Source organism: Streptomyces sp. NPDC034670 (genome assembly GCF_055574875.1).
In genome coordinates, this window is sequence record NZ_JBVITR010000042.1 from 21,968 (window position 1) to 41,273 (window position 19,306).

The window sequence follows — 19,306 nt, forward strand, 5'->3', positions numbered from 1 at the left end:
GATCACGTGAACATCACCCGCGGCTTCACCGGCCGCCCCCGCGCGAAGGACCCCGGTCTGCCGCCCGGTCAGTACGACGCGGGCGAGGAATGGCCCGTCCTGTCCGCGGAGGTCACGCCCGACCTCGCGCCCGCCGACTGGACCTTCCGGATCGACGGGCTGGTGGCCGAGCCCCGGACCTGGGACTGGGAGCAGGCGCACGCGCTGCCGGCCTCGGCGTACGAGGGCGCGATCCACTGCGTGACGGGCTGGTCGAAGTTCGGGACGCGGTTCGGCGGGGTCTCCCTGGACGCCTTCCTGGACGCGGTCCGGCCCGACGCCCGCGCCACCCACGTCGTCGCCTACGCGCACACCGGCTACACCGCCAACCTCCCGCTCGCCGACGTGACCGGCGGCCGGGCCTGGATCGCCTGGGAGTACGACGGCCGGCCGCTCCCGCCGGAGCACGGCGGCCCGGCGCGGCTGCTGGTGCCGCACCTGTACCTCTGGAAGAGCCCCAAGTGGATCGCGGGCCTGCGGCTCCTGGACCACGACGAGCCGGGCTTCTGGGAGGGCAACGGCTACCACGCGCGCGGCAACCCCTGGGAGGAGCAGAGGTACTCCGGTGACTGAGCGGACGGCCGGGACAGCGGCACGGACGGCGCCGGGGCCCGCGCCGGGCGCGGCGGCCGGGACGGGGGCGGTCCCCGCGGAGCGAGCGGCACGAGGGGCGCAGGGGCCCGCGGGGGACGCGCCGGGGCGTTTCACCCCGCCGACGCGGTTCGCCGTGCCCGGGCGCATCGGCGTGAGCGAGCAGACCGCCTCGGTGTGGCGCACGGCGACCCTGACCGGGATCCGCCGCGAGACACCGCGCGCCGCGACCTTCCGGTTCGCCGTGCCCGACTGGCCGGGGCACCTGCCCGGCCAGCACCTTCTGCTGCGGCTGACCGCGGCGGACGGGTACACGGCCCAGCGCCACTACTCGATCGCGTCCGCGCCGGACGACTCCGGGCACCTCGAACTGACGCTGGACCACGTCGAGGACGGCGAGGTCTCGGGCTGGTTCCACACCGTGGCCCGGCCCGGCGACCGGGTGGAGGTGCGCGGCCCGCTCAGCGGCTTCTTCGCCTGGCCGGGCGACCGGCCCGCGCTGCTGGTGGGCGCCGGATCCGGGGTGGTCCCGCTGATGTCGATGGTCCGGCACCACCGGGCCCGGGGCCTGACCGTGCCGCTGCGGCTGCTGGTGTCGGCGCGCAGCCCCGAGGAGCTGATCTACGCGCGGGAGTTCGGCGCGGAGACCACACCGGTGTTCACGCGGAGCGCGCCGGAGGGTGTGGCCGTGGGACGTATGACGGCCGCCCATGTGGCGCCGCTCCTGGCCGAGCGGCCTCCCGGTGGGTGGGAAGCCTATGTGTGCGGTTCCAACGCCTTCGCCGAGCACGCCTCCCGGCTGCTGGTGGCCGCCGGACAGCCCGTGGACCGGATCCGCATCGAGCGCTTCGGCTGACCGCCCGCACCGGTTCCGGCCCGCCGTTTCGCACCGGGGCGTCCGGGCACCCCTGACCGGGGCCGGTCGCACGCGTGCCGTGTGCGACGACGGGAGCGGCAGGACGTCCCGTCGGCCGCCCGGCCCGGTTGCGTGACGGTGAGGAGGTCGGCATGCGGACGCGGTGGCGCGTCCGGTCCCGGGGGCGCAATCCGCTGCGGCGCCGGTCGGACGTGGTCGAGGCGTGGACGGCGGTGGCCGTCGCCGTGCTGGTGTGCGTGGGGGCCCCGCTGATGGGGACGGTCACCGCCCGGTGGGCCCACGGCGAGGCGCGGGCGACCGCCGAGGAGCAGCGCGCCGATCGTCACCGGGTGCGCGCCGAGGTCGTGGAGCGGTCCGCCGGGGCCGGGCCCTCCTCCCGGGCGGACGAGCAGCGCGTGCCCCGCGCGACCGTGCGCTGGACGGAACCGGGCGAGGGCCGGCGCACCGCCGTCGCGCGCGTCCCCGCGAAGGCACGCCCCGGGGACGTGGTGCACGTGTGGTTCGACTCCCGGGGACGCAACGTGCCGCCCCCGGTCGACGACGCCTCGGTGTGGCAGCACGGCATCGGCATGGGCGTCTTCGCCGCGGGGGTCTTCGCGGCCGGGGTGCTCCTGGTGCACCGGGCGGTGCGCGGGACGGCGATGCGCCGCCGGCTGGCGGAGTGGGAGCGGGCGTGGGCCCGTACGGAGCCGGAGTGGGCCCGGCGCGGGATCCGATGAGGGCTGCGGTCCTGCGCCCGTCGGCGCCGCGGGCCCGCCGGGCCGCCGTCGGCGCGAGCGCCGCAGCCCCGCCCCGGCGCCCTTCGGGCGGCTGCCGCGGACCGATCGGGAGAAAACGCTTGCCACGCCTCCCACCTGCGGCCCTTCCCTTCGGGATCAAGTGGGGAAGGAGCGTGCGGACGCTGGCCGTTCCTCCCCCGGCCCACGTACGGTGTCCTCGCTGCGCACTGTCTCCTCGCAAAGGCGGTCCCCGATGGCCCTGTTCGACCTTCCCCTCGCCGAACTGCGCGCGTACCGCAGCGAGTCCACGGCGCCCGAGGACTTCGACGCGTTCTGGTCCAAGACGCTCGACGAGGCGCGCGGGCACGCTCTCGACGCCCGTTTCGAGCCGGTCGACACGGGGCTGTCCACGGTGCGGGTCCTCGACGTGACGTTCGCCGGGTTCGGCGGTCACCCCGTCAAGGGCTGGCTGACGCTGCCCGCCGACGCCGACGCCCCGCTGCCGCTGGTGGTGGAGTTCATCGGCTACGGCGGCGGCCGCGGACTGCCCCACGAGCACCTGCTGTGGGCGTCCACGGGCCGGGCCCACTTCGTGATGGACACCCGCGGCCAGGGCAGCGCCTGGGGCGCCGGCGGCGGCACCCCGGACCCGGTGGGCGGGGCGCCCGCGTACCCCGGGTTCATGACCCGCGGCATCGACGCGCCCGAGAACTACTACTACCGCCGGGTCTTCACGGACGCCGTGCGCGCGGTGGAGGCGGCCCGTGCGCACCCGCTGACCGACGAACGGCGCACGGTGGCCGTGGGCGCCAGCCAGGGCGGCGGCATCGCCCTCGCGGTGGGCGGTCTGGTCCCGGACCTGGCGGGCGTCGCGCCGGACGTGCCGTTCCTGTGCGACTTCCCGCGCGCGACGACGCTCACCGACCGGCACCCGTACCGGGAGGTCGGCCTCTACCTCAAGACGCACCGCGGCCGCTTCGAGGAGGCCCTGCGCACCCTGTCCTACTTCGACGGCGTGCACTTCGCCGCCCGCGGCCGTGCGCCCGCCCTGTTCTCGGCGGCCCTGGAGGACCAGACCTGCCCGCCCTCGACCGTCTTCGCCGCCTTCAACGCCTGGGCCCACGAGGACAAGGCGATCGAGGTGTACGACTTCAACGACCACGAGGGCGGCGGCCCGTTCCAGGAGGCGGCCAAGCTGCGTTGGATGCGCTCGTACGCCTGAGGCGGCCGCTCGCCCCGCGTCGGCGCCCTTCCCTCTGGTCCGACCGGTCGGTATGTTCCTGCTGCCCGGGCCCGGCGCCGCGGCCCGGGCTTTCCGACGGCCGACGGAGGGCCCATGTCCGAGCACGAGGTACGCGTCCACGGTCACTGCGCGCCGCGTTTCGCGGCGGTGCGGGCGGCGTTCGAGGAGAACTTCCGCGAACGGGGGGAGCTGGGCGCCGCGGTGGCCGTCGTCCTGGACGGCGAGACGGTGGTGGACCTGTGGGGCGGCTGGGCCGACGCGGCGCGCACCCGGCCCTGGGAGCGGGACACGCGGGTCAACGTGTGGTCGACCTCCAAGGGCCCGGTGGCCCTGTGCGCCCACGTGCTCGCCGACCGGGGGCTGCTCGACCTCGACGCGCCGGTGGCCGCGTACTGGCCGGAGTTCGCCGCGGCGGGCAAGGAGAAGGTCCTGGTGCGCCACCTGCTCTCGCACCGCGCCGGGCTGCCCGGACTGCGCGAGCCGCACTCGTTCGCGCAGCTCTGCGACTGGGAGCTGACCACCCGGCGGCTCGCGGCGACGGAGCCCTGGTGGGAGCCGGGAACGCGGTCCGGGTACCACGCGCTGACGTACGGTCACCTGGTCGGCGAAGTGGTGCGACGGGTGTCGGGGCTGCTGCCCGGAGCCTTCCTGGAGCGGGAGGTGACCGGGCCGCTGGGGATCGGCTTCACCATCGGCCTGCCGGCCGAGGACGCCGGCCGGGCGGCCGAGCTGGTGCAGTCCCCGGTCCGGCGCGGCGCCGGGCCGGCGGAGCCGTTCGGCCGGCCCGCGCCCGCGGCCGTCGCGGCACTGACCAACCCGGCGGTGGGCGCGGCGGGCGCGAACACGCCCGAGTGGCGGGCCGCCGAGATACCGGCCGCGAACGGCCACGGCACCGCACGGGCCGTCGCCGCGCTGTACGCGGTCTTCGCGGGGCGCGGCGCGTACGGTGGCCACCGCCTGCTGTCCCCGCAGGCGGCCGAGCGGGTGCGCGAGGGACAGGGCGCCTGCCGGGACCTGGTGCTCGGCGCCGGTTTCCGGTACGAGACCGAGATCGGGCTCGGCCTGTGGCTCAGCGGGCGGAACGGCTCGTACGGACCGAACCCGCGGGCTTTCGGACACGACGGGTTCGGCGGCTCCTGCGGGCTGTCCGACCCGGAGGCGGGTGTCTCGCTGGGCTACACGATGAACCGGATGGGGACCCGCATCGCCGACGACCCCCGCAAGACGGCCCTGGTCGACGCCCTGTACGGCGCGCTGTGACAGGTGGTGGGCGTGGGGCGCGACGAGCCCGAGCGGCCGCGGGGGACGCGGCTCGCTACGCCTGCGGCCGCCTCGCGACGACCAGGCGCACGCGCGGACTGCCGTCCCGCCGCCGGCCGAGGGCGGGCAGGGCGTGGAACTCCACACCGAAGCCCGCCCGGGCCAGTTCGCGCCGGACGGCACCGAAGCGGAACGTCCGGTAGTACATGACGAACGGCGGACGCCACACGGCGTTGCGCACCCGCATCACCGCGTCGAATCCGAGCAGCACCGCGTGGCCGGGCGAGCCCGGCCGGGGCGGCGCGGCCACGGGGAAGACGAAACGGCCCCCCGGCCGCAGCACCGAGTGGACCTGCGCGAACAGGCCCGGCAGCTCGCGCGGCAGGAAGTGGCCGAACGCCCCGAAGCTCACCACCAGGTCGAAGGCGGACCGGAACGGCAGCGCCCGCGCGTCCGCCCGCACCCAGGCGACCGGCGGTCCGGCGGACCCGGCGCGCTCCCGGGCGACGGCCAGCATGCCGGCGCTGAGGTCCACCCCGGTGACGCTCCCCCGGCAGACCCGCCTGAGCACACCGGTGCCCGCGCCGGTGCCGCAGCACAGGTCGAGCCCGGCGTCGAAGGGCCCCAGGGAACGCAGCACCGAGGCGGTGGCGTCGAGCACCCGGTCGGGCGTGCGGAAGGGGGTGCGGTCGAACTTCGGCGCGAGGAGGTCGTAGCCGTGCTCCACGGACGACAGCGCCTGGACGGCGAGCTCGCGCAGACGGGGGCCGTCGGGACCGAACACCGGATCAGCCCAGGGGGGTCCGCTGCCGCAGGACCGCCAGGACGCGCTCGCACCAGCGCAGGTTCTCCTCCTCGAAGGCGATCCCTCCCATCAGCGTGAGGTACGGCCCGATCCGGTCCGTCTCCCGCAGGTACCGCTCCTCCGGGCGGCCATCCAGCAGGCGTTCGCGCATCCGCTCGTAGCGGGCGAGCTTGCCGCGCGCCCACGCCATCCGCTCCTCGACCAGGGCGCGGGTCGCCCCGGGGTCCGTGCCGTCCATGGCCTGGATCTTGATCAGCAGTTCGTCGCGGACGGCGGTGGGCCGCCGGGGCGGCTCGGCGGCGAAGGCGCGCAGGTCCTCGCGGCCGGCCTCGGTGAGGGTGAACATCCGCTTGTCCGGCCGCCGTTCCTGCCGGACCACCCGGGCCTCGACCAGCCCGTCCCGCGTCAGCCGCTCCAGCTCCCGGTAGAGCTGCTGCGGGGTGGAGGCCCAGAAGTTGGCGAACGAGACGTCGAAGATCTTGGACAGCTCGTAACCCGAGGCCTCGCCCTCCAGGAGGGCGGCCAGGACGGCGTACTTGAGGGACATGTGGACACGTTAACAGCGGATGACTAGTCTCCTACGCACCTATTCAATTAGTTGACCATAGGAGCCCCGATGCAGGCATTCCGGAAGGCCGTCGAGGCCGGGGACCTCGACGCCGCCGTGGCGCTGCTGGCGGAGGACGTCGTCTTCACCAGCCCCGTCGTGTTCAGGCCGTACACCGGCAAGCCGGTCACCGGGGCGATCCTGCGGGCGGTCGCGGAGGTCTTCGAGGACTTCCGCTACGTGCGCGAGATCGGCGACGCGGGCGGTCGCGACCACGCGCTGGTCTTCACCGCGCGCGTGGGCGACCGCGAGATCGAGGGCTGCGACTTCCTCCACGTCGGCGACGACGGACTCATCGACGCCCTCACGGTGATGGTGCGCCCGCTGTCGGGCGCGCAGGCGCTGGCGGCGGCCATGGGGGCGCGGTTCGAGCGGATCGCGCGGCAGGCGCAGGAGCGCCCGGCCTGAACGGGCGCGGGAGCGGGGGCCGCCGCGCGTGCGGGAGCGGCGCGCGGAGGCGCCCCCGTCGGCACGCGGCGCGCCCGGGGCCCGCGTCCCGTGACGGGCGTGTCCGGCCCGCGGACGCCGCCGGGGCGGCTGCGCGGGCCCCAGTGGCGCGACGTTCCCGCGGCGCGTCCGGCCGGCCCTGCCGGCGGCCGGCACCGCGGCGTGCGGCATCCGGGTGTTCCCGGACGGCTTCCGGCCGGGGCAGCGTGGTGACCCGGGCGTCCCTTCCTACGTTTGCGATATGACTGTCAGATTTGCTTTGCGGGCCGCCGCGTCCACCTGCGCCCTCTGCACGGCGGGCCTGCTGGCGCTCGCACCCGCCGCGGCCACCACCGGTACGCGGGCGGGCCCCGGGCCGTCACCGGGCACCGGACCACGGGCGGGCGCGCCGGCGTCCCTGCTGCACCGGTCCGGCACACAGGTCCGGCCGCGCGCGGAAGCACCCGAGGTCCCGGACCTGTCCGCCAAGTCGTGGCTGGTGGCCGACGCGGGCACCGGCACGGTGCTCGCGGCCCACGACGCGCACCGCAGGCTGCCGCCGGCCAGCACCCTGAAGACCCTGTTCGCCCTCACCGTGCTGCCGGGACTGCCGGCCGGCGTCCGGCACCGGGTCAGCGCACGGGAACTGCGGGGCATCGGCCCCGGCAGCAGCCTCGTCGGCGTCGCCGAGGAGCGCACGTACCGGGTGTCGGACCTGTGGAACGGGGTCTTCCTCAGCTCCGGCAACGACGCCGTGCGCGTCCTGGCCTCGCTCAGCGGAGGCTGGCAGGCCACGGCCGAGCGCATGCAGGCCAGGGCCCGCGCCCTGGGCGCCCACGACACCCGGGTGGAGTCGCCCGACGGCTACGACGCGCCCGGGCAGGTGTCGTCCGCGTTCGACCTGGCGGTGTTCGGCCGGGCGGGGCTGCGCGACCCGGAGTTCGCGCGGTACTGCGCCCGGACCGAGGCGCGGTTCCCGGGCCGCGACGGCGGCTGGTACGAGATCCGGAACACCAACCGGCTGCTCACCGGAGCGGACGGCGTCGAACCCTACCGGGGGCTGATCGGCGTCAAGAACGGCTACACCAGCAACGCCGGCCACACCCTCGTGGCCGCCGCGCGGCGGGACGGACGCACCCTGGTGGTGACGGTCATGAACCCCCGCTCGGGCGGTGCGTACGCGGTGTACGAGGAGGCGCGCTCGCTGCTGGACTGGGGGTTCGAGGCGGCGGGGCGGGTCGAACCGGTGGGCTCGCTGGACGCCCTGCGGGACCCGCCGGACCCACCGGACCCGTCGGACGCCCCGCGGGACCGGCCGGACCCGGTGGGCCCGTCGGACGCCCCGCGGGACCGGCCGCTGCCCGGGCAGCAGGCGGAGCCCGCCCCGGCTCCGGCGGCACGCGGCGCCGACCGGCCGGGCCGGCCCGTGTCCTGGACGGTCGCGGGCGTCGCACTGCTGGGCGGCGCGGTGCTGGCCCTGTCCCTGTGGCTGCGGCGGGGCTCCGTGCCGAAGGACTGACGGCGGGCCGCCGCGGCGGCGTGACGGGCACGGGCCGCCGCGGGCCGGCTACCGGCCCTTCTCGAACATCCGCGCCACCTCGGCGATCCGCACCTCGTCGCGCCGGCGGGGCGGGGGGCCGTCCCCGCGGCCGGCGCGCAGCAGGCCGGCGGCCGTGAGCAGCCGGAGGTGAGGGCGGGCGGCCGGACGGGACAGGCCGAACCTGGCGGCCACGGCGTCCGCCGTGGCACCGCGCTCCGCGACGTCCGGCTCCTTCAGCCACGCCGGGATGCGCAGTCGCGTCCCGGCGGCGGGAATCCTCAGCATCGTCTCCCCCTGCCGTCCCGGGCGGCCTCTCCCCGGGGCGCCTCCACCGTCCCGCGTCCGGCGCCCCGCGCCCCCGGACCCCGGCAGTGGGTCCGGGACCCGAGCCGCGACGGTGCGGCCGGATCCCGGGCGGCACGGGCCCGCCCGGGACCGGGCCTCACGGTCCGCCGCGCCTCACCGGTGGCGGAACCACGCCGTCGCGGGCAGCGCGCGGTCGTCGTAGCCGAACAGCGCCTGGTTCTCCCAGCCGTTGCCGGAGGACGGGTCGGCCGGGTCCCAGCCGTTGCCGGCGCGGGCGGTCCAGGTCGCCTCCCAGTAGAAGACGCCGAGGCCGCGGCCGCCCGGGACGGCCTCCACGATGCTCGCCACGTCGTTCATCCACCGGGTCTGCCCGGTCGGGGACGCCGGGTAGCCGGGGACCAGTTCCTCCGCGGTGTCGATGATGTTCTCGTGCGCGTCCTCGCTGTCCAGCCGGAACGGGTAGGCCGTCTCGGCGACGAAGACGGGTTTGCCGTAGCGGGCGGCCGCGTCGTCCAGGGTGGTCTGGAAGTCGTGCAGCGTGCCGTGCCAGTAGCCGTAGTACGACAGGCCGATGGCGTCGAACCGCACGCCGTGGGAGACCGCGTTGTCGAACCACCAGCGGGTGGCGTCGAGGTCGCCGCCCTCGGCGAGGTGCAGCGCGGCGACGGTGGACGGGTCGACCGCCTTGACCGCGTCGTAGCCGGAGTTGAGCAGGCCGGCGAGCTGGGGCCAGTTGCCGGTGGAGCCCTCGTCCCACAGCATGCCGCCGTTGATCTCGTTGCCGATCTGGACCATGTCGGCGGTGGTGCCCTGGGCCTTGAGGGCGCGGAGCACGTCGTACGTGTGGTCGTACACGTCCTTCTTCAGCTGCCCGTAGCCGTGTCCGGCCCAGGCGGCGGGCTTGGTCTGCTTGCCCGGGTCGGCCCAGGAGTCCGAGTAGTGGAAGTCGACCAGCAGCTTCATGCCCCGTGCCTTGACCCGCTTGGCCATGGCCAGGACGCGCGCCTTGTCGTTGTAGCCGTCGGCCGGGTCCACCCAGACCTTCAGCCGGGCGTGGTTCATGCCGGCCGACCTCAGGATCGCGACCGCGTCGCCGACGGTGCCGGAGGCGGTCCGGTAGACCCCGCCCCCGGCCTCGCTCTTGGGCAGGGAGGAGATGTCGGCGCCCTTGACGGACAGGCCGGAGGTGCCCGGGGTGAGGGTCAGGTCGTCGACGTTGATCCAGTCGCCCGCGTTCGCGTCGCTGACGACGCTGACGGTGCACCGGTGGTTCGTCACCCTGACCGGCACGACGACGCGGATCCAGCCGTCGGCGGACACCGGCAGGTCGGTGCGCTGTTCGGCGCCGCCGCAGTTCTTCAGCGCCAGGTACGCCGCGTTCTGGCCGCCGCCGGAGCGCACCCAGGCGGTGAGCCGGTGGTCCCCGTTGGGGAGCCCGGACAGGTGCTGGTACGTCTCGGTCCGGTAGGCCGAGGGCGACCAGTGCGACAGGCGGTGACCGCCGCCGCGGCCGCCGGGCTCGGAGAACGAGGCGCCGGTGTCGCCGCGCTCGGACCAGCCGCTCGGTGTGGCGGCGCCCGAACCGTCGGCCTCGAAGCCGCCGTTGGCGAGCGTGCTCGCGGCCGTGGCGGTCGGGGCGGGCAGGGCGGTGAGGGCGAGCCCCGCCACGAGCGGCGGCAGCAGGGCCCGGAGGATGCGTCTGGGATGGAACATGACCGTTCGTCGTCCCTTCGACGGGGAGGAGGAGGGGTGCCCCGGCGCCCGGAGGCGGGCGCGGGCCCCCTCCGCCCGCGGCCTGGGTGCTCGCACGGGCGGAGGGGAGTCGCGGCTCAGCCGTCGAGTCGCACGACCCGGACGGCTCCGGCCGGGACCGCGAGGCGGTCCGCGGCCCGTTCACCGGTCAGCAGTTCGGTGCCGGCGGTCTCCAGCGGCACCTCGGCGTCGGTGGCGGTGTGGTTGATCGCGAACAGGAAGGTGCCCGACCCGCCGGTGCGGCGCACCACTTCGACGTCGCGGGGCAGACCGGCGCGCGGGGTGAGGGAGGCGTCCTCGGCCGCCCGGCCGAGCAGGGCGTCCAGGCCCTCGGCGCCCAGGCGGGTGGAGACGTACCAGGCGGTGCCCTCGCCGAGGCGGTGCCGGGTGACGGCCGGGTGCCCGGCGGTGAGGCCGTCGGCGTACGTCCAGACGGTCTCGGCGCCGCGCGGCACCACGAACTCCGTCCACACGTCGGCGCCGACCTCCAGGCCGCCGGGACCGGCCAGGCGCACCTTCTCGCCCTCCAGCAGTGGGGAGAACTCCTCGACGGTCAGGCCCAGGACGTCGCGCAGGGCTCCCGGGTACGGGCCCTCGTGCACGGCGTCGTGCTCGTCGACGATGCCGGAGAAGTACGACACGACGAGGGTGCCGCCGTTCTCCACGTACGCGCGGAGGTTCTCCCCGGCGGCCCGGGTCATCAGGTACAGGGCGGGCACGACGACCAGGGGGTACCCCGACAGGTCGGCTTCCGGGCGGGCGAAGTCGACGGTGAGGTGGCGGTCGTAGAGGGCCTCGTAGAAGGCGTCGGCGCGTTCGCGGGCGTCGTGGTCCTCGCTGGGCCGCCAGTCGAGGTTCTGCGCCCACCAGGACTGCCAGTCCCACAGCACGGCGACGTCGGCCTCGGTGCGGGTGCCGCGGACCGGGGCCAACGCGTCGACGTGCGCCCCGAGTTCCACCACCTCGCGCCAGACGCGGGTGCCGGTGCCGCCGTGCGGCACCATCGCGGAGTGGAACTTCTCGGCGCCGCGCCGGGACTGGCGCCACTGGAAGAACAGGGCGCCGTCGGAGCCGCGGGCCACGTGGGCGAGGGAGTTGCGGGCCATCTGGCCGGGCGCCTTGGCGGGGTTGCGGGGCTGCCAGTTGACGCCCGAGGTGGAGTGTTCGAGCAGCAGCCAGGGGGCCCCGCCGGCCACGGAACGGGTGAGGTCGGCGGCCATCGCGAGGTTGACGTGGGTGCGGCGGCCGTCGGTGATCAGGTAGTGGTCGTTGGTGACGAGGTCGACCTCGCGGGCCCAGGCCCAGTAGTCGACGGAGTCGCACTGGCTGAGGGCGGTCATGAAGTTGGTGGTCACCGGGATCCCCGGGGACAGGCGGTGCAGGATGTCCCGCTCGGCCGTGAAGTTCTCGCGCATGGTGGCGTCGGCGAACCGCCGGTAGTCCAGCGCCTGGGCGGGATTGCCGACCGTCGAGGTCAGGCGCGGCGGGTCGATCTCCTCCAAGGAGGCGTAGCGCTGGCCCCAGAAGGCGGTCCCCCAGGCCTCGTTGACGGCGTCGACGGTGCCGTACTCCCGCGCCAGCCAGCGGCGGAAGTGGGCGGCGCAGGAGTCGCAGTAGCAGGCGGAGACGGGCACCCCGTACTCGTTGTGGACGTGCCACATCGCGAGCGCGGGGTGGTCGCCGTAGCGTTCGGCGAGCCGTGCGGTGATGTCCGCGGCGGCGGCCCGGTAGTCGGCGTTGCTGTGGCAGATGGCGCCGCGGGAGCCGAACGCGAGCCGCACGCCCTCGGCGGTGACGGGCAGCGCCTCGGGGTGGGCGCGGTAGAACCAGGCCGGCGGCACCACGGTGGGCGTGCCCAGGTCGACGCGGACGCCGTTCTCGTGCAGCAGGTCCAGGACGCGGTCGAGCCAGCCGAAGTCGTGCGCGCCGGGTGAGGGCTCCAGCAGGGCCCAGGAGAAGATCCCGACGCTCACCAGGGTGACGCCGGCCTCCCGCATCAGCCGGACGTCCTCCTGCCAGACGCTTTCCGGCCACTGCTCGGGGTTGTAGTCCCCACCGAAGGCGAGCCCGGTGAGGCCCCTGGGGGTGGTCTCCGGCATGGATTCTCCCGATGTACTCGATCGTTTGTGAACGTACACACACACCACCGGCGCGGTGAGGCCAACATAACCGCACAGCAACAACCATTGACAAGTGTCCGGGATGTTTCTCTACTGTGAACGCTCACAGAAGCATGGCAGGTCTCCGCAGCAGGCGGGGACCCCAGGTCAGGGGAGAGTTCCATGCCGTACACGAAGCGCCGTCGCCTCGTGAGTTCCGCCGTCGCCGTCGCCCTCGGCGCCACCGCGCTCGCCGCCTGCGGCTCGTCCGACGACGACGGCGAGACCCGGTCGGGCCCGGTCTCACTGACGTACTGGACCTGGGCTCCCGGCATGGACGAGGTCGTGGACCTGTGGAACGAGGGGCCGGGCAAGAAGGAGCGGATCACCGTCACGGTGAAGAAGCAGGCGTCCGGCGACACGCTGGTCACCAAGATCCTCACCGCGCACAAGGCAGGCGAGGCGCCCGACCTGGTGCAGGCGGAGTACCAGGCGCTGCCCACCTTGGTCAGCAATGACGCGCTGGCCGACATAGCGGGGAGCGTGGGCGACGTGAAGGACAGGTTCGCCGACGGCGTCTGGCAGCAGACCACGCTCGGCACGGACGCGGTCTACGCGGTCCCGCAGGACATCGGCCCGATGATGTTCTACTACCGTGAGGACCTGTTCGAGGAGTACGACCTGGCCGTCCCGGCGACCTGGGACGAGTTCGCCGAGACCGCGCGGAAGCTGAAGAAGGCGGCCCCCGACAAGGACCTGACCACCTTCTCCGCCAACGACTCCGGCCTGTTCGCGGGCCTCGCCCAGCAGGCCGGCGCGCAGTGGTGGACCGCCTCCGGGGACAAGTGGAAGGTCGGCATCGACGACGCCGCCACCCGGAAGGTCGCCGAGTTCTGGGGCGGCCTGGTCGAGGAGGGCGCCATCGACAACCAGCCGATGTACACCCCGGCCTGGAACAAGGCGCTGAACACCGGCAAGCAGATCGCGTGGGTCAGCGCCGTGTGGGCGCCGGGCACGCTGACCACGGCCGCGCCCGACACCAGGGGCAAGTGGGCCATGGCCCCGCTGCCCCAGTGGACGGCCGGCGAGAACCGCACCGGCAGCTGGGGCGGTTCCTCCACCGCCGTGACCACGGACTCCGAGCACAAGGACGCCGCCGCCAAGTTCGCCGCCTGGCTGAACACCGACCGCGACGCCCTCAACGCGCTGGCCAAGGAGAGCGGCATCTACCCGGCCTCCACCTCGGCCCAGCTCAGCGGCGCCTTCACCGAGCCGCCGGAGTACTTCTCCAACCAGCCCGACTTCTACCGGAAGGCCGCCGACATCGCGGAGACCACCGCGCCGTCCGCCTGGGGCCCGAACGTCAACGTCGCCTACACGGCGTTCAAGGACGCCTTCGGCGCCGCCGCGAGGAACAAGTCGGACTTCACCGCCGCCCTGGAGACCATGCAGGAGAAGACGGTCGCCGACCTGGAGAAGCAGGGCTTCGGGGTCGCTCGGTGAGGTCCGCAGCACGCCGGAGGCCGTACGGGGTCCAGAAAGCCCCGTACCTCTTCCTCGTCCCCGCGACCGCCTTGTTCCTCCTGTTCTTCGCGCTGCCCATCGGGTACGCGGTCTGGCTCAGCCTCCGCAAGGCGCGGGTCTCCGGCCTGGGCCTGGGGTCCGGCGCCCGCGAGGAGGTCTGGGCCGGCCTGGAGAACTACACCGGCGCCCTGTCCGACGGCGAGCTGCTCGACGGCGCGCTGCGCGTGCTCGGCTACGGCTGCATCGTGGTGCCGGTCATGCTGGGCCTCGCCCTGCTGTTCGCGCTGATGCTCGACTCCGAGAAGGTGCGGCTCGCCCCCTTCACCCGGCTCGCGATCTTCCTGCCGTACGCCATTCCCGGCGTGGTGGCGGCCCTGCTGTGGGGCTTCCTCTACCTGCCGGACGTGAGCCCCTTCCACTTCGTGCTCGACAGGCTGGGCCTGCCGCAGCCGGACCTGCTGGACGGCGGTCCGCTGTACCTGGCGCTGTCGAACATCGCGGTCTGGGGCGGCACCGGCTTCAACATGATCGTCATCTACACCGCGCTGCGGGCCATCCCGGCCGAGGTCCACGAGGCGGCGAAGCTGGACGGCGCCACCCCGCTGCAGATCGCCCTGCGGATCAAGATCCCGATGGTGGCGCCGTCGCTGGTGCTGACCTTCTTCTTCTCGATCATCGCCACGCTCCAGGTGTTCAACGAACCGACCACCCTCAAACCGCTCACCAACTCCGTGTCCACCACCTGGAGTCCGCTGATGAAGGTGTACCAGGACGCCTTCGGCAACGGCGACATCCACGCCGCCGCGGCCCAGGCGACCCTCATCGCGCTGGTCACCCTGATGCTGTCCTTCGGCTTCCTGCGGGCCGCCGACCGGCGCGGCAAGCGGGACGACCGTCGAGGAGCCGCCCGATGAGTTCCCCCGCCCCGTACAGGACCGGTCCCGAGACCGGCACCGCACCCGGCACGGTCCGGGGTCCGGCGCGACGCCGCCGGATCGCGCCGGTCCCGACGCTGACCCTGCTGCTCGGTGCGCTCTACTGCCTGCTGCCGGTCGCCTGGGTGGTCGTCGCGTCCACCAAGTCCGGCCGGGAGCTGTTCTCCACCTTCACGTTCTGGCCGGGCACCGGATTCGCCGGGAACCTCTCCGACCTGAGCGCCTACCGCGACGGCGTCTACTGGCGGTGGATGGGCAACTCCGCCCTGTACGCCGGGCTGGGCGCGCTGCTGTCGACGTGCGTGTCGGCGGTCAGCGGCTACGCGCTGGCGACCTACCGCTTCCGGGGCCGCGAGACGCTGTTCAACGTGCTGCTCGCTGGCGTGCTGATGCCACCGGTGATCCTCGCCGTCCCGCAGTACCTGCTCCTGGCGAAGGCCGGCCTCACCGACTCCCACCTGGCGGTGCTGCTGCCGCAGATCCTCTCCCCGTACGGCGTCTACCTCGCGCGGATCTACACCGCGGCCGCGGTGCCGGCCGACGTGGTGGAGGCCGGGCGGATGGACGGCGCGGGCGAGTGGCGGATCTTCACCCGGGTCGCGCTGCCGATGATGGTGCCCGGACTGGTCACGGTCTTCCTGTTCCAGTTCGTGGCGGTCTGGAACAACTTCCTGCTGCCGTACATCATGCTCAGCGACGACGAGAAGTTCCCGATCACACTCGGTCTGTACACCCTGCTCGAGCAGGGGGCCAACACCCCGGCCCTGTACACCCTGGTGATCACCGGTGCGTTCCTCGCGGTCCTCCCGCTGGTCGCCCTCTTCCTGGTCGTCCAGCGGTTCTGGAGCCTGGACCTGCTCTCCGGGGCCGTAAAGTCATGACCATGGGCAACACGGGGGGCAGGCGCAGGCCGCCGACGATCCACGACGTGGCGCGCGAGGCCGGTGTCTCGCGCGGCACCGTCTCGCGGGTGCTCAACGGCGGCCACTACGTCAGCCCGGCCGCCGCGGAGGCCGTCAACGCCGCGATCCGCAAGACGGGTTACGTCGTCAACCGGCACGCCCGGTCGCTGATCACCGGTCGTTCGGACTCGGTGGGCTTCCTGCTCACCGAGCCGCAGGAGCGGTTCTTCGAGGACCCCAACTTCAACGTCCTGCTGCGCGGCTGCACCCAGGCGCTGGCCGCGCACGACATCCCGCTGCTGCTGATGCTGGCCGGCACGGACGACGAACGGCGGCGCATCACGCGGTACATCACCGCCGGGCACGTCGACGGGGTGCTGCTGGTCTCCAGCCACTCGGGCGACCCGGTGGCCGAGCAGCTGCGGGCGGCGGGCGTGCCGCTGGTCGCCTGCGGCAAGCCGATCGGGCTGGGCTCGAAGGTGAGCTACGTGGCCGCCGACGACCGGGACGGCGCCCGCGACATGGTGCGGCACCTGCTGGCGCTGGGGCGGCGGCGGATCGGCGTGGTGACCGGCCCGCTGGACACCCCCGGCGGTGTGGAGCGCCTCGCCGGTTACCGGGAGGTGCTCGCCGAGGCGGGCGTGGAGACCGACGAGCGGCTCGTGGTCTCCGGCGACTACAGCCGGGCCAGCGGCGAGGCGGGCGCGGAGCGGCTGCTGGCGCAGGCGCCGGACGTCGACGCCGTGTTCGTCGCCTCCGACCTGATGGCCCAGGGCGTGCTGACGGCGCTGCACCGCGCGGGACGCCGCGTCCCCGAGGACGTGGCGGTCGGCGGTTTCGACGACTCCCCCGCGGCCGTCGCCGCCAGCCCGGAGCTCACCACCATCCGCCAGCCCTGGGACCGCATCAGCGCGGAGATGGTGCGGGTGCTGCTGGCCCAGATGGGCGGTGAGGACCCGGCGGCGGTGATCCTGCCGACGGAGCTGGTGAAGCGGGAGTCGACGTAGGCCGTTCCCGGAACGGCCCGTCCCGGGCCGGGCGCGGAAGCCGCGCCGCGCACCCGGTCGTTGAATATCGAACTGGTGTTACCGTTCGGGTATGGCGGCGAACACGGCCGGGGCCCGGCCCGAGGAGCGGTGGCGGGAGATCCTCGCGGTGCACGCCCGCACCCTGGGCGAGATCGACCGCGCGCTGCACCCGTACGGCCTGGGCGCCTCCGATTTCGAGGTGCTCGACCTGCTCGCGACCACGCCGCCCCCGACGGGCGAGCGCTGCCGGGTGCAGAACCTGGTGGGCCGGGTCCACCTCAGCCAGAGCGCGCTGTCCCGCCTCATCGCCCGGCTGGAGAGGGACGGCCTGGTCGAGCGCGGGGTGTGTGCGGAGGACCGGCGCGGCGTGTACGTGACGCTCACGCGGAAGGGCCGCGACCTGCACGCCGCGGTGCTGCCGGTGCAGCGCGCCGCCCTGGCCCGCGGGCTGGGCGGGTAGGCGTACGGGGCGCCGGGACCTCCGGGGGTCCGGGGGCTACGGCCGGGCCAGCAGCGTGCGCACTCCCTCCGAGGTGAGCGTCAGACGGTGCTCGGAGCTGCCGTCGATGGTGAGGGACAGGTCCTCGGCCGGCCACTGCGCGGCGAGCGCGCCGAGCGGGACCAGGCGGTAGCGGGACACGAACGGCAGCAGCCCGGCCATCTCCAGTTCGGAGGTGAACACGGGCACCACCTGCGTGCCGCCCGGCTGCTCCAGCACCGGGAGCGCCACCATGCCCGGGTCGGCCGCCTCGCCGTCGCCGGCGTCGTCGGGCACCGGGATCAGGACGTCGCTGTTCGCGAGGGCGTCCAGCGCCGCCGTGTCCTCGGTGTTCTCCGCGAGGACGTCCAGAGCCTGCTGGGCGGGTGTGGGGGCGTTGTTCTCGTGCGCAGGTGTTTCCATGACAGATTCCCTGGTAGCGGCGGTTCTTCGGTCCGCCCGGGACATGGTCCGGCCCCGGCACGGTGCTGGACGCGTACCCGATCGCCCAGGGCGCAACCCTGCGGGGCCGCCGTGTTCCCCGGCGGTGGCCGGGACCGGAACCGCACCCCCTCCGGCCCCCGCCGACGCCATGGCTATCATATGAGCGCCGTCTAGCTCGAAAGATGATCCTGTGACTGTCAACGAAGACTCGTTCACCAACTGGAAGCACCGCGAGGAGATCGCGGAGTCGATGATCCCGATCATCGGGAAGCTGCACCGCGAGCGGGACGTCACCGTCCTGCTGCACAGCCGCTCCTTGGTGAACAAGTCGGTGGTCAGCATCCTCAAGACCCACCGCTTCGCCCGGCAGATCGCCGGCGAGGAGCTCTCGGTCACCGAGACGCTGCCCTTCCTGCAGGCGCTCACCACGCTCGACCTCGGACCCTCCCAGATCGACATCGGCATGCTGGCCGCGACCTACCGCGCCGACGACCGGGGCCTGTCGGTGGCGGAGTTCACCGCCGAGGCCGTCGCCGGCGCCACCGGCGCCAACAAGATCGACCGCCGTGAACCGCGCGACGTCGTCCTCTACGGCTTCGGCCGCATCGGCCGGCTCCTGGCCCGCCTGCTCATCGAGAAGGCCGGCTCCGGCAACGGCCTCAGGCTGCGCGCCATCGTGGTCCGCCGGGGCGGCGAGCAGGACCTCGTCAAGCGGGCCTCGCTGCTGCGCCGCGACTCCGTGCACGGACAGTTCCAGGGCACGATCACCGTCGACGAGGCGAACAGCACGATCATCGCCAACGGCAACACCGTCAAGGTGATCCACGCCGGTGACCCGTCGGAGATCGACTACACGGCGTACGGCATCAAGAACGCCATCCTCATCGACAACACCGGCAAGTGGCGCGACCGCGCGGGCCTCTCGCAGCACCTGCGTCCCGGCATCGACAAGGTGGTGCTGACCGCGCCCGGCAAGGGCGACGTGCCCAACATCGTGCACGGCGTCAACCACGACACCCTCAAGCCGGACGAGCGGATCCTGTCCTGCGCGTCCTGCACCACCAACGCGATCGTCCCGCCGCTGAAGGCGATGGCGGACGAGTACGGCGTGCTGAGCGGCCACGTCGAGACCGTCCACTCGTTCACCAACGACCAGAACCTGCTGGACAACTACCACAAGTCGGACCGCCGCGGCCGGTCCGCGCCGCTCAACATGGTGATCACCGAGACCGGTGCCGCCTCCGCCGTCGCCAAGGCGCTGCCCGACCTCGAGGCGACCATCACCGGCAGCTCGATCCGGGTCCCGGTGCCGGACGTCTCGATCGCGATCCTCAACCTCCGGCTGGGCCGGGCGACCGACCGCCGGGAGGTCCTCGACTACCTGCGCAACGTGTCGCTGACCTCGCCGCTGAAGCGGCAGATCGACTTCATCAGCGCCCCCGACGCGGTCTCCAGCGACTTCATCGGCTCGCGCCACGCCTCGATCGTCGACGCCGGCGCCCTGAAGGTCGAGGGCGACAACGCCATCCTCTACCTCTGGTACGACAACGAGTTCGGCTACTCCTGCCAGGTGGTCCGCGTCGTCCAGCACGTCTCCGGGGTGGAGTACCCGACGTACCCGGCTCCGGAGGCCTGACCCGGGAGCACGGGAGCACCCCCGCGGGGGGGGGGGGGGGGACCGCCCCCCCCCCCCGCCCTGCCCCGACCCAACCCCCCCCCCCCCCTGCAAAG

The 19,306-nt window shown here is 73.9% G+C and carries 19 protein-coding genes; 13 read left to right on the forward strand and 6 right to left on the reverse strand.

The genetic code is table 11. From position 1 onward, the window contains the following. The first annotated feature begins 6 nt into the window (after positions 1–6). From ACZ56B_RS24400 to ACZ56B_RS24420, 5 genes are all read left to right on the forward strand, one after another. Positions 7–612, forward strand: a complete 606-nt coding sequence (locus ACZ56B_RS24400) for a sulfite oxidase-like oxidoreductase (RefSeq protein ID WP_468794498.1) — start codon at positions 7–9, stop codon at positions 610–612. Between the two features lie 154 nt (positions 613–766). After that, complete coding sequence (locus ACZ56B_RS24405; RefSeq protein WP_468794501.1) at positions 767–1,486, forward strand: ferredoxin reductase; 720 nt, start codon at positions 767–769, stop codon at positions 1,484–1,486. Positions 1,487–1,638: 152 nt separating this feature from the next. Beyond that, a complete protein-coding gene (locus ACZ56B_RS24410) occupies positions 1,639–2,226 on the forward strand; it encodes an Rv1733c family protein (protein WP_468794504.1) in 588 nt (195 codons plus the stop codon). 253 nt (positions 2,227–2,479) lie between these two features. Continuing rightward, entirely contained in the window at positions 2,480–3,448 is a 969-nt protein-coding gene (locus ACZ56B_RS24415; protein WP_468794507.1) for an acetylxylan esterase, read from the forward strand. Between the two features lie 114 nt (positions 3,449–3,562). After that, positions 3,563–4,729 carry a serine hydrolase domain-containing protein gene (locus ACZ56B_RS24420; protein ID WP_468794510.1) on the forward strand — a complete coding sequence of 389 codons (1,167 nt, stop codon included), beginning with the start codon at positions 3,563–3,565 and terminating at the stop codon, positions 4,727–4,729. A gap of 55 nt (positions 4,730–4,784) precedes the next feature. Here the strand turns inward: ACZ56B_RS24420 and ACZ56B_RS24425 are convergent, their stop codons facing one another. Both ACZ56B_RS24425 and ACZ56B_RS24430 read right to left on the reverse strand, forming a co-directional pair. Continuing rightward, on the reverse strand, positions 4,785–5,513 hold the full coding sequence (locus tag ACZ56B_RS24425) for a class I SAM-dependent methyltransferase (protein ID WP_468794513.1): 729 nt from the start codon (positions 5,511–5,513) through the stop codon (positions 4,785–4,787). A 4-nt stretch (positions 5,514–5,517) separates the two neighbouring features. Then, a complete protein-coding gene (locus tag ACZ56B_RS24430) occupies positions 5,518–6,081 on the reverse strand; it encodes a PadR family transcriptional regulator (protein ID WP_468794516.1) in 564 nt (187 codons plus the stop codon). 69 nt (positions 6,082–6,150) lie between these two features. Between ACZ56B_RS24430 and ACZ56B_RS24435 the strand changes: the two genes are divergently transcribed. Both ACZ56B_RS24435 and ACZ56B_RS24440 read left to right on the forward strand, forming a co-directional pair. Continuing rightward, on the forward strand, positions 6,151–6,549 hold the full coding sequence (locus ACZ56B_RS24435; RefSeq protein WP_468794519.1) for a nuclear transport factor 2 family protein: 399 nt from the start codon (positions 6,151–6,153) through the stop codon (positions 6,547–6,549). A 280-nt stretch (positions 6,550–6,829) separates the two neighbouring features. Next, a complete protein-coding gene (locus ACZ56B_RS24440; protein WP_468794522.1) occupies positions 6,830–8,086 on the forward strand; it encodes a D-alanyl-D-alanine carboxypeptidase family protein in 1,257 nt (418 codons plus the stop codon). Positions 8,087–8,134: 48 nt separating this feature from the next. On the opposite strand, the gene ACZ56B_RS24445 is transcribed toward ACZ56B_RS24440, so the two are convergent. The 3 genes from ACZ56B_RS24445 to ACZ56B_RS24455 all read right to left on the reverse strand — a co-directional run bounded on the left by ACZ56B_RS24445 (position 8,135) and on the right by ACZ56B_RS24455 (position 12,264). Further along, a complete protein-coding gene (locus tag ACZ56B_RS24445; protein ID WP_468794525.1) occupies positions 8,135–8,392 on the reverse strand; it encodes a helix-turn-helix domain-containing protein in 258 nt (85 codons plus the stop codon). Positions 8,393–8,566: 174 nt separating this feature from the next. After that, entirely contained in the window at positions 8,567–10,126 is a 1,560-nt protein-coding gene (locus tag ACZ56B_RS24450) for a glycoside hydrolase family 53 protein (RefSeq protein ID WP_468794528.1), read from the reverse strand. Positions 10,127–10,242: 116 nt separating this feature from the next. Then, positions 10,243–12,264, reverse strand: coding sequence for a beta-galactosidase (locus ACZ56B_RS24455; RefSeq protein WP_468794531.1), 2,022 nt, complete (start codon positions 12,262–12,264; stop codon positions 10,243–10,245). 183 nt (positions 12,265–12,447) lie between these two features. Here ACZ56B_RS24455 and ACZ56B_RS24460 point away from each other — a divergent pair, with 183 nt between their 5' ends. From ACZ56B_RS24460 to ACZ56B_RS24480, 5 genes are all read left to right on the forward strand, one after another. Continuing rightward, complete coding sequence (locus ACZ56B_RS24460; protein ID WP_468794534.1) at positions 12,448–13,767, forward strand: ABC transporter substrate-binding protein; 1,320 nt, start codon at positions 12,448–12,450, stop codon at positions 13,765–13,767. Beyond that, the gene (locus ACZ56B_RS24465; RefSeq protein WP_468794537.1) at positions 13,764–14,702 is read left to right on the forward strand and encodes a carbohydrate ABC transporter permease; all 939 of its coding nucleotides are present in this window, start codon (positions 13,764–13,766) and stop codon (positions 14,700–14,702) included. Before ACZ56B_RS24460 ends, ACZ56B_RS24465 begins: the two co-directional genes overlap by 4 nt. Continuing rightward, complete coding sequence (locus ACZ56B_RS24470) at positions 14,699–15,604, forward strand: carbohydrate ABC transporter permease (protein ID WP_468794540.1); 906 nt, start codon at positions 14,699–14,701, stop codon at positions 15,602–15,604. Before ACZ56B_RS24465 ends, ACZ56B_RS24470 begins: the two co-directional genes overlap by 4 nt. Further along, positions 15,601–16,632 carry a LacI family DNA-binding transcriptional regulator gene (locus tag ACZ56B_RS24475; RefSeq protein ID WP_468794543.1) on the forward strand — a complete coding sequence of 344 codons (1,032 nt, stop codon included), beginning with the start codon at positions 15,601–15,603 and terminating at the stop codon, positions 16,630–16,632. The genes ACZ56B_RS24470 and ACZ56B_RS24475 overlap by 4 nt, the downstream gene beginning before the upstream one ends. Positions 16,633–16,723: 91 nt before the next feature. Then, positions 16,724–17,113: a MarR family winged helix-turn-helix transcriptional regulator gene (locus tag ACZ56B_RS24480; protein ID WP_468794546.1), complete on the forward strand. Its 390-nt coding sequence runs from the start codon at positions 16,724–16,726 to the stop codon at positions 17,111–17,113. A 36-nt stretch (positions 17,114–17,149) separates the two neighbouring features. Here the strand turns inward: ACZ56B_RS24480 and ACZ56B_RS24485 are convergent, their stop codons facing one another. Continuing rightward, entirely contained in the window at positions 17,150–17,554 is a 405-nt protein-coding gene (locus ACZ56B_RS24485) for an SseB family protein (protein ID WP_468794549.1), read from the reverse strand. A gap of 211 nt (positions 17,555–17,765) precedes the next feature. Between ACZ56B_RS24485 and ACZ56B_RS24490 the strand changes: the two genes are divergently transcribed. Continuing rightward, positions 17,766–19,211, forward strand: a complete 1,446-nt coding sequence (locus ACZ56B_RS24490; protein ID WP_468794552.1) for a glyceraldehyde-3-phosphate dehydrogenase — start codon at positions 17,766–17,768, stop codon at positions 19,209–19,211. Positions 19,212–19,306: the final 95 nt, after the last annotated feature.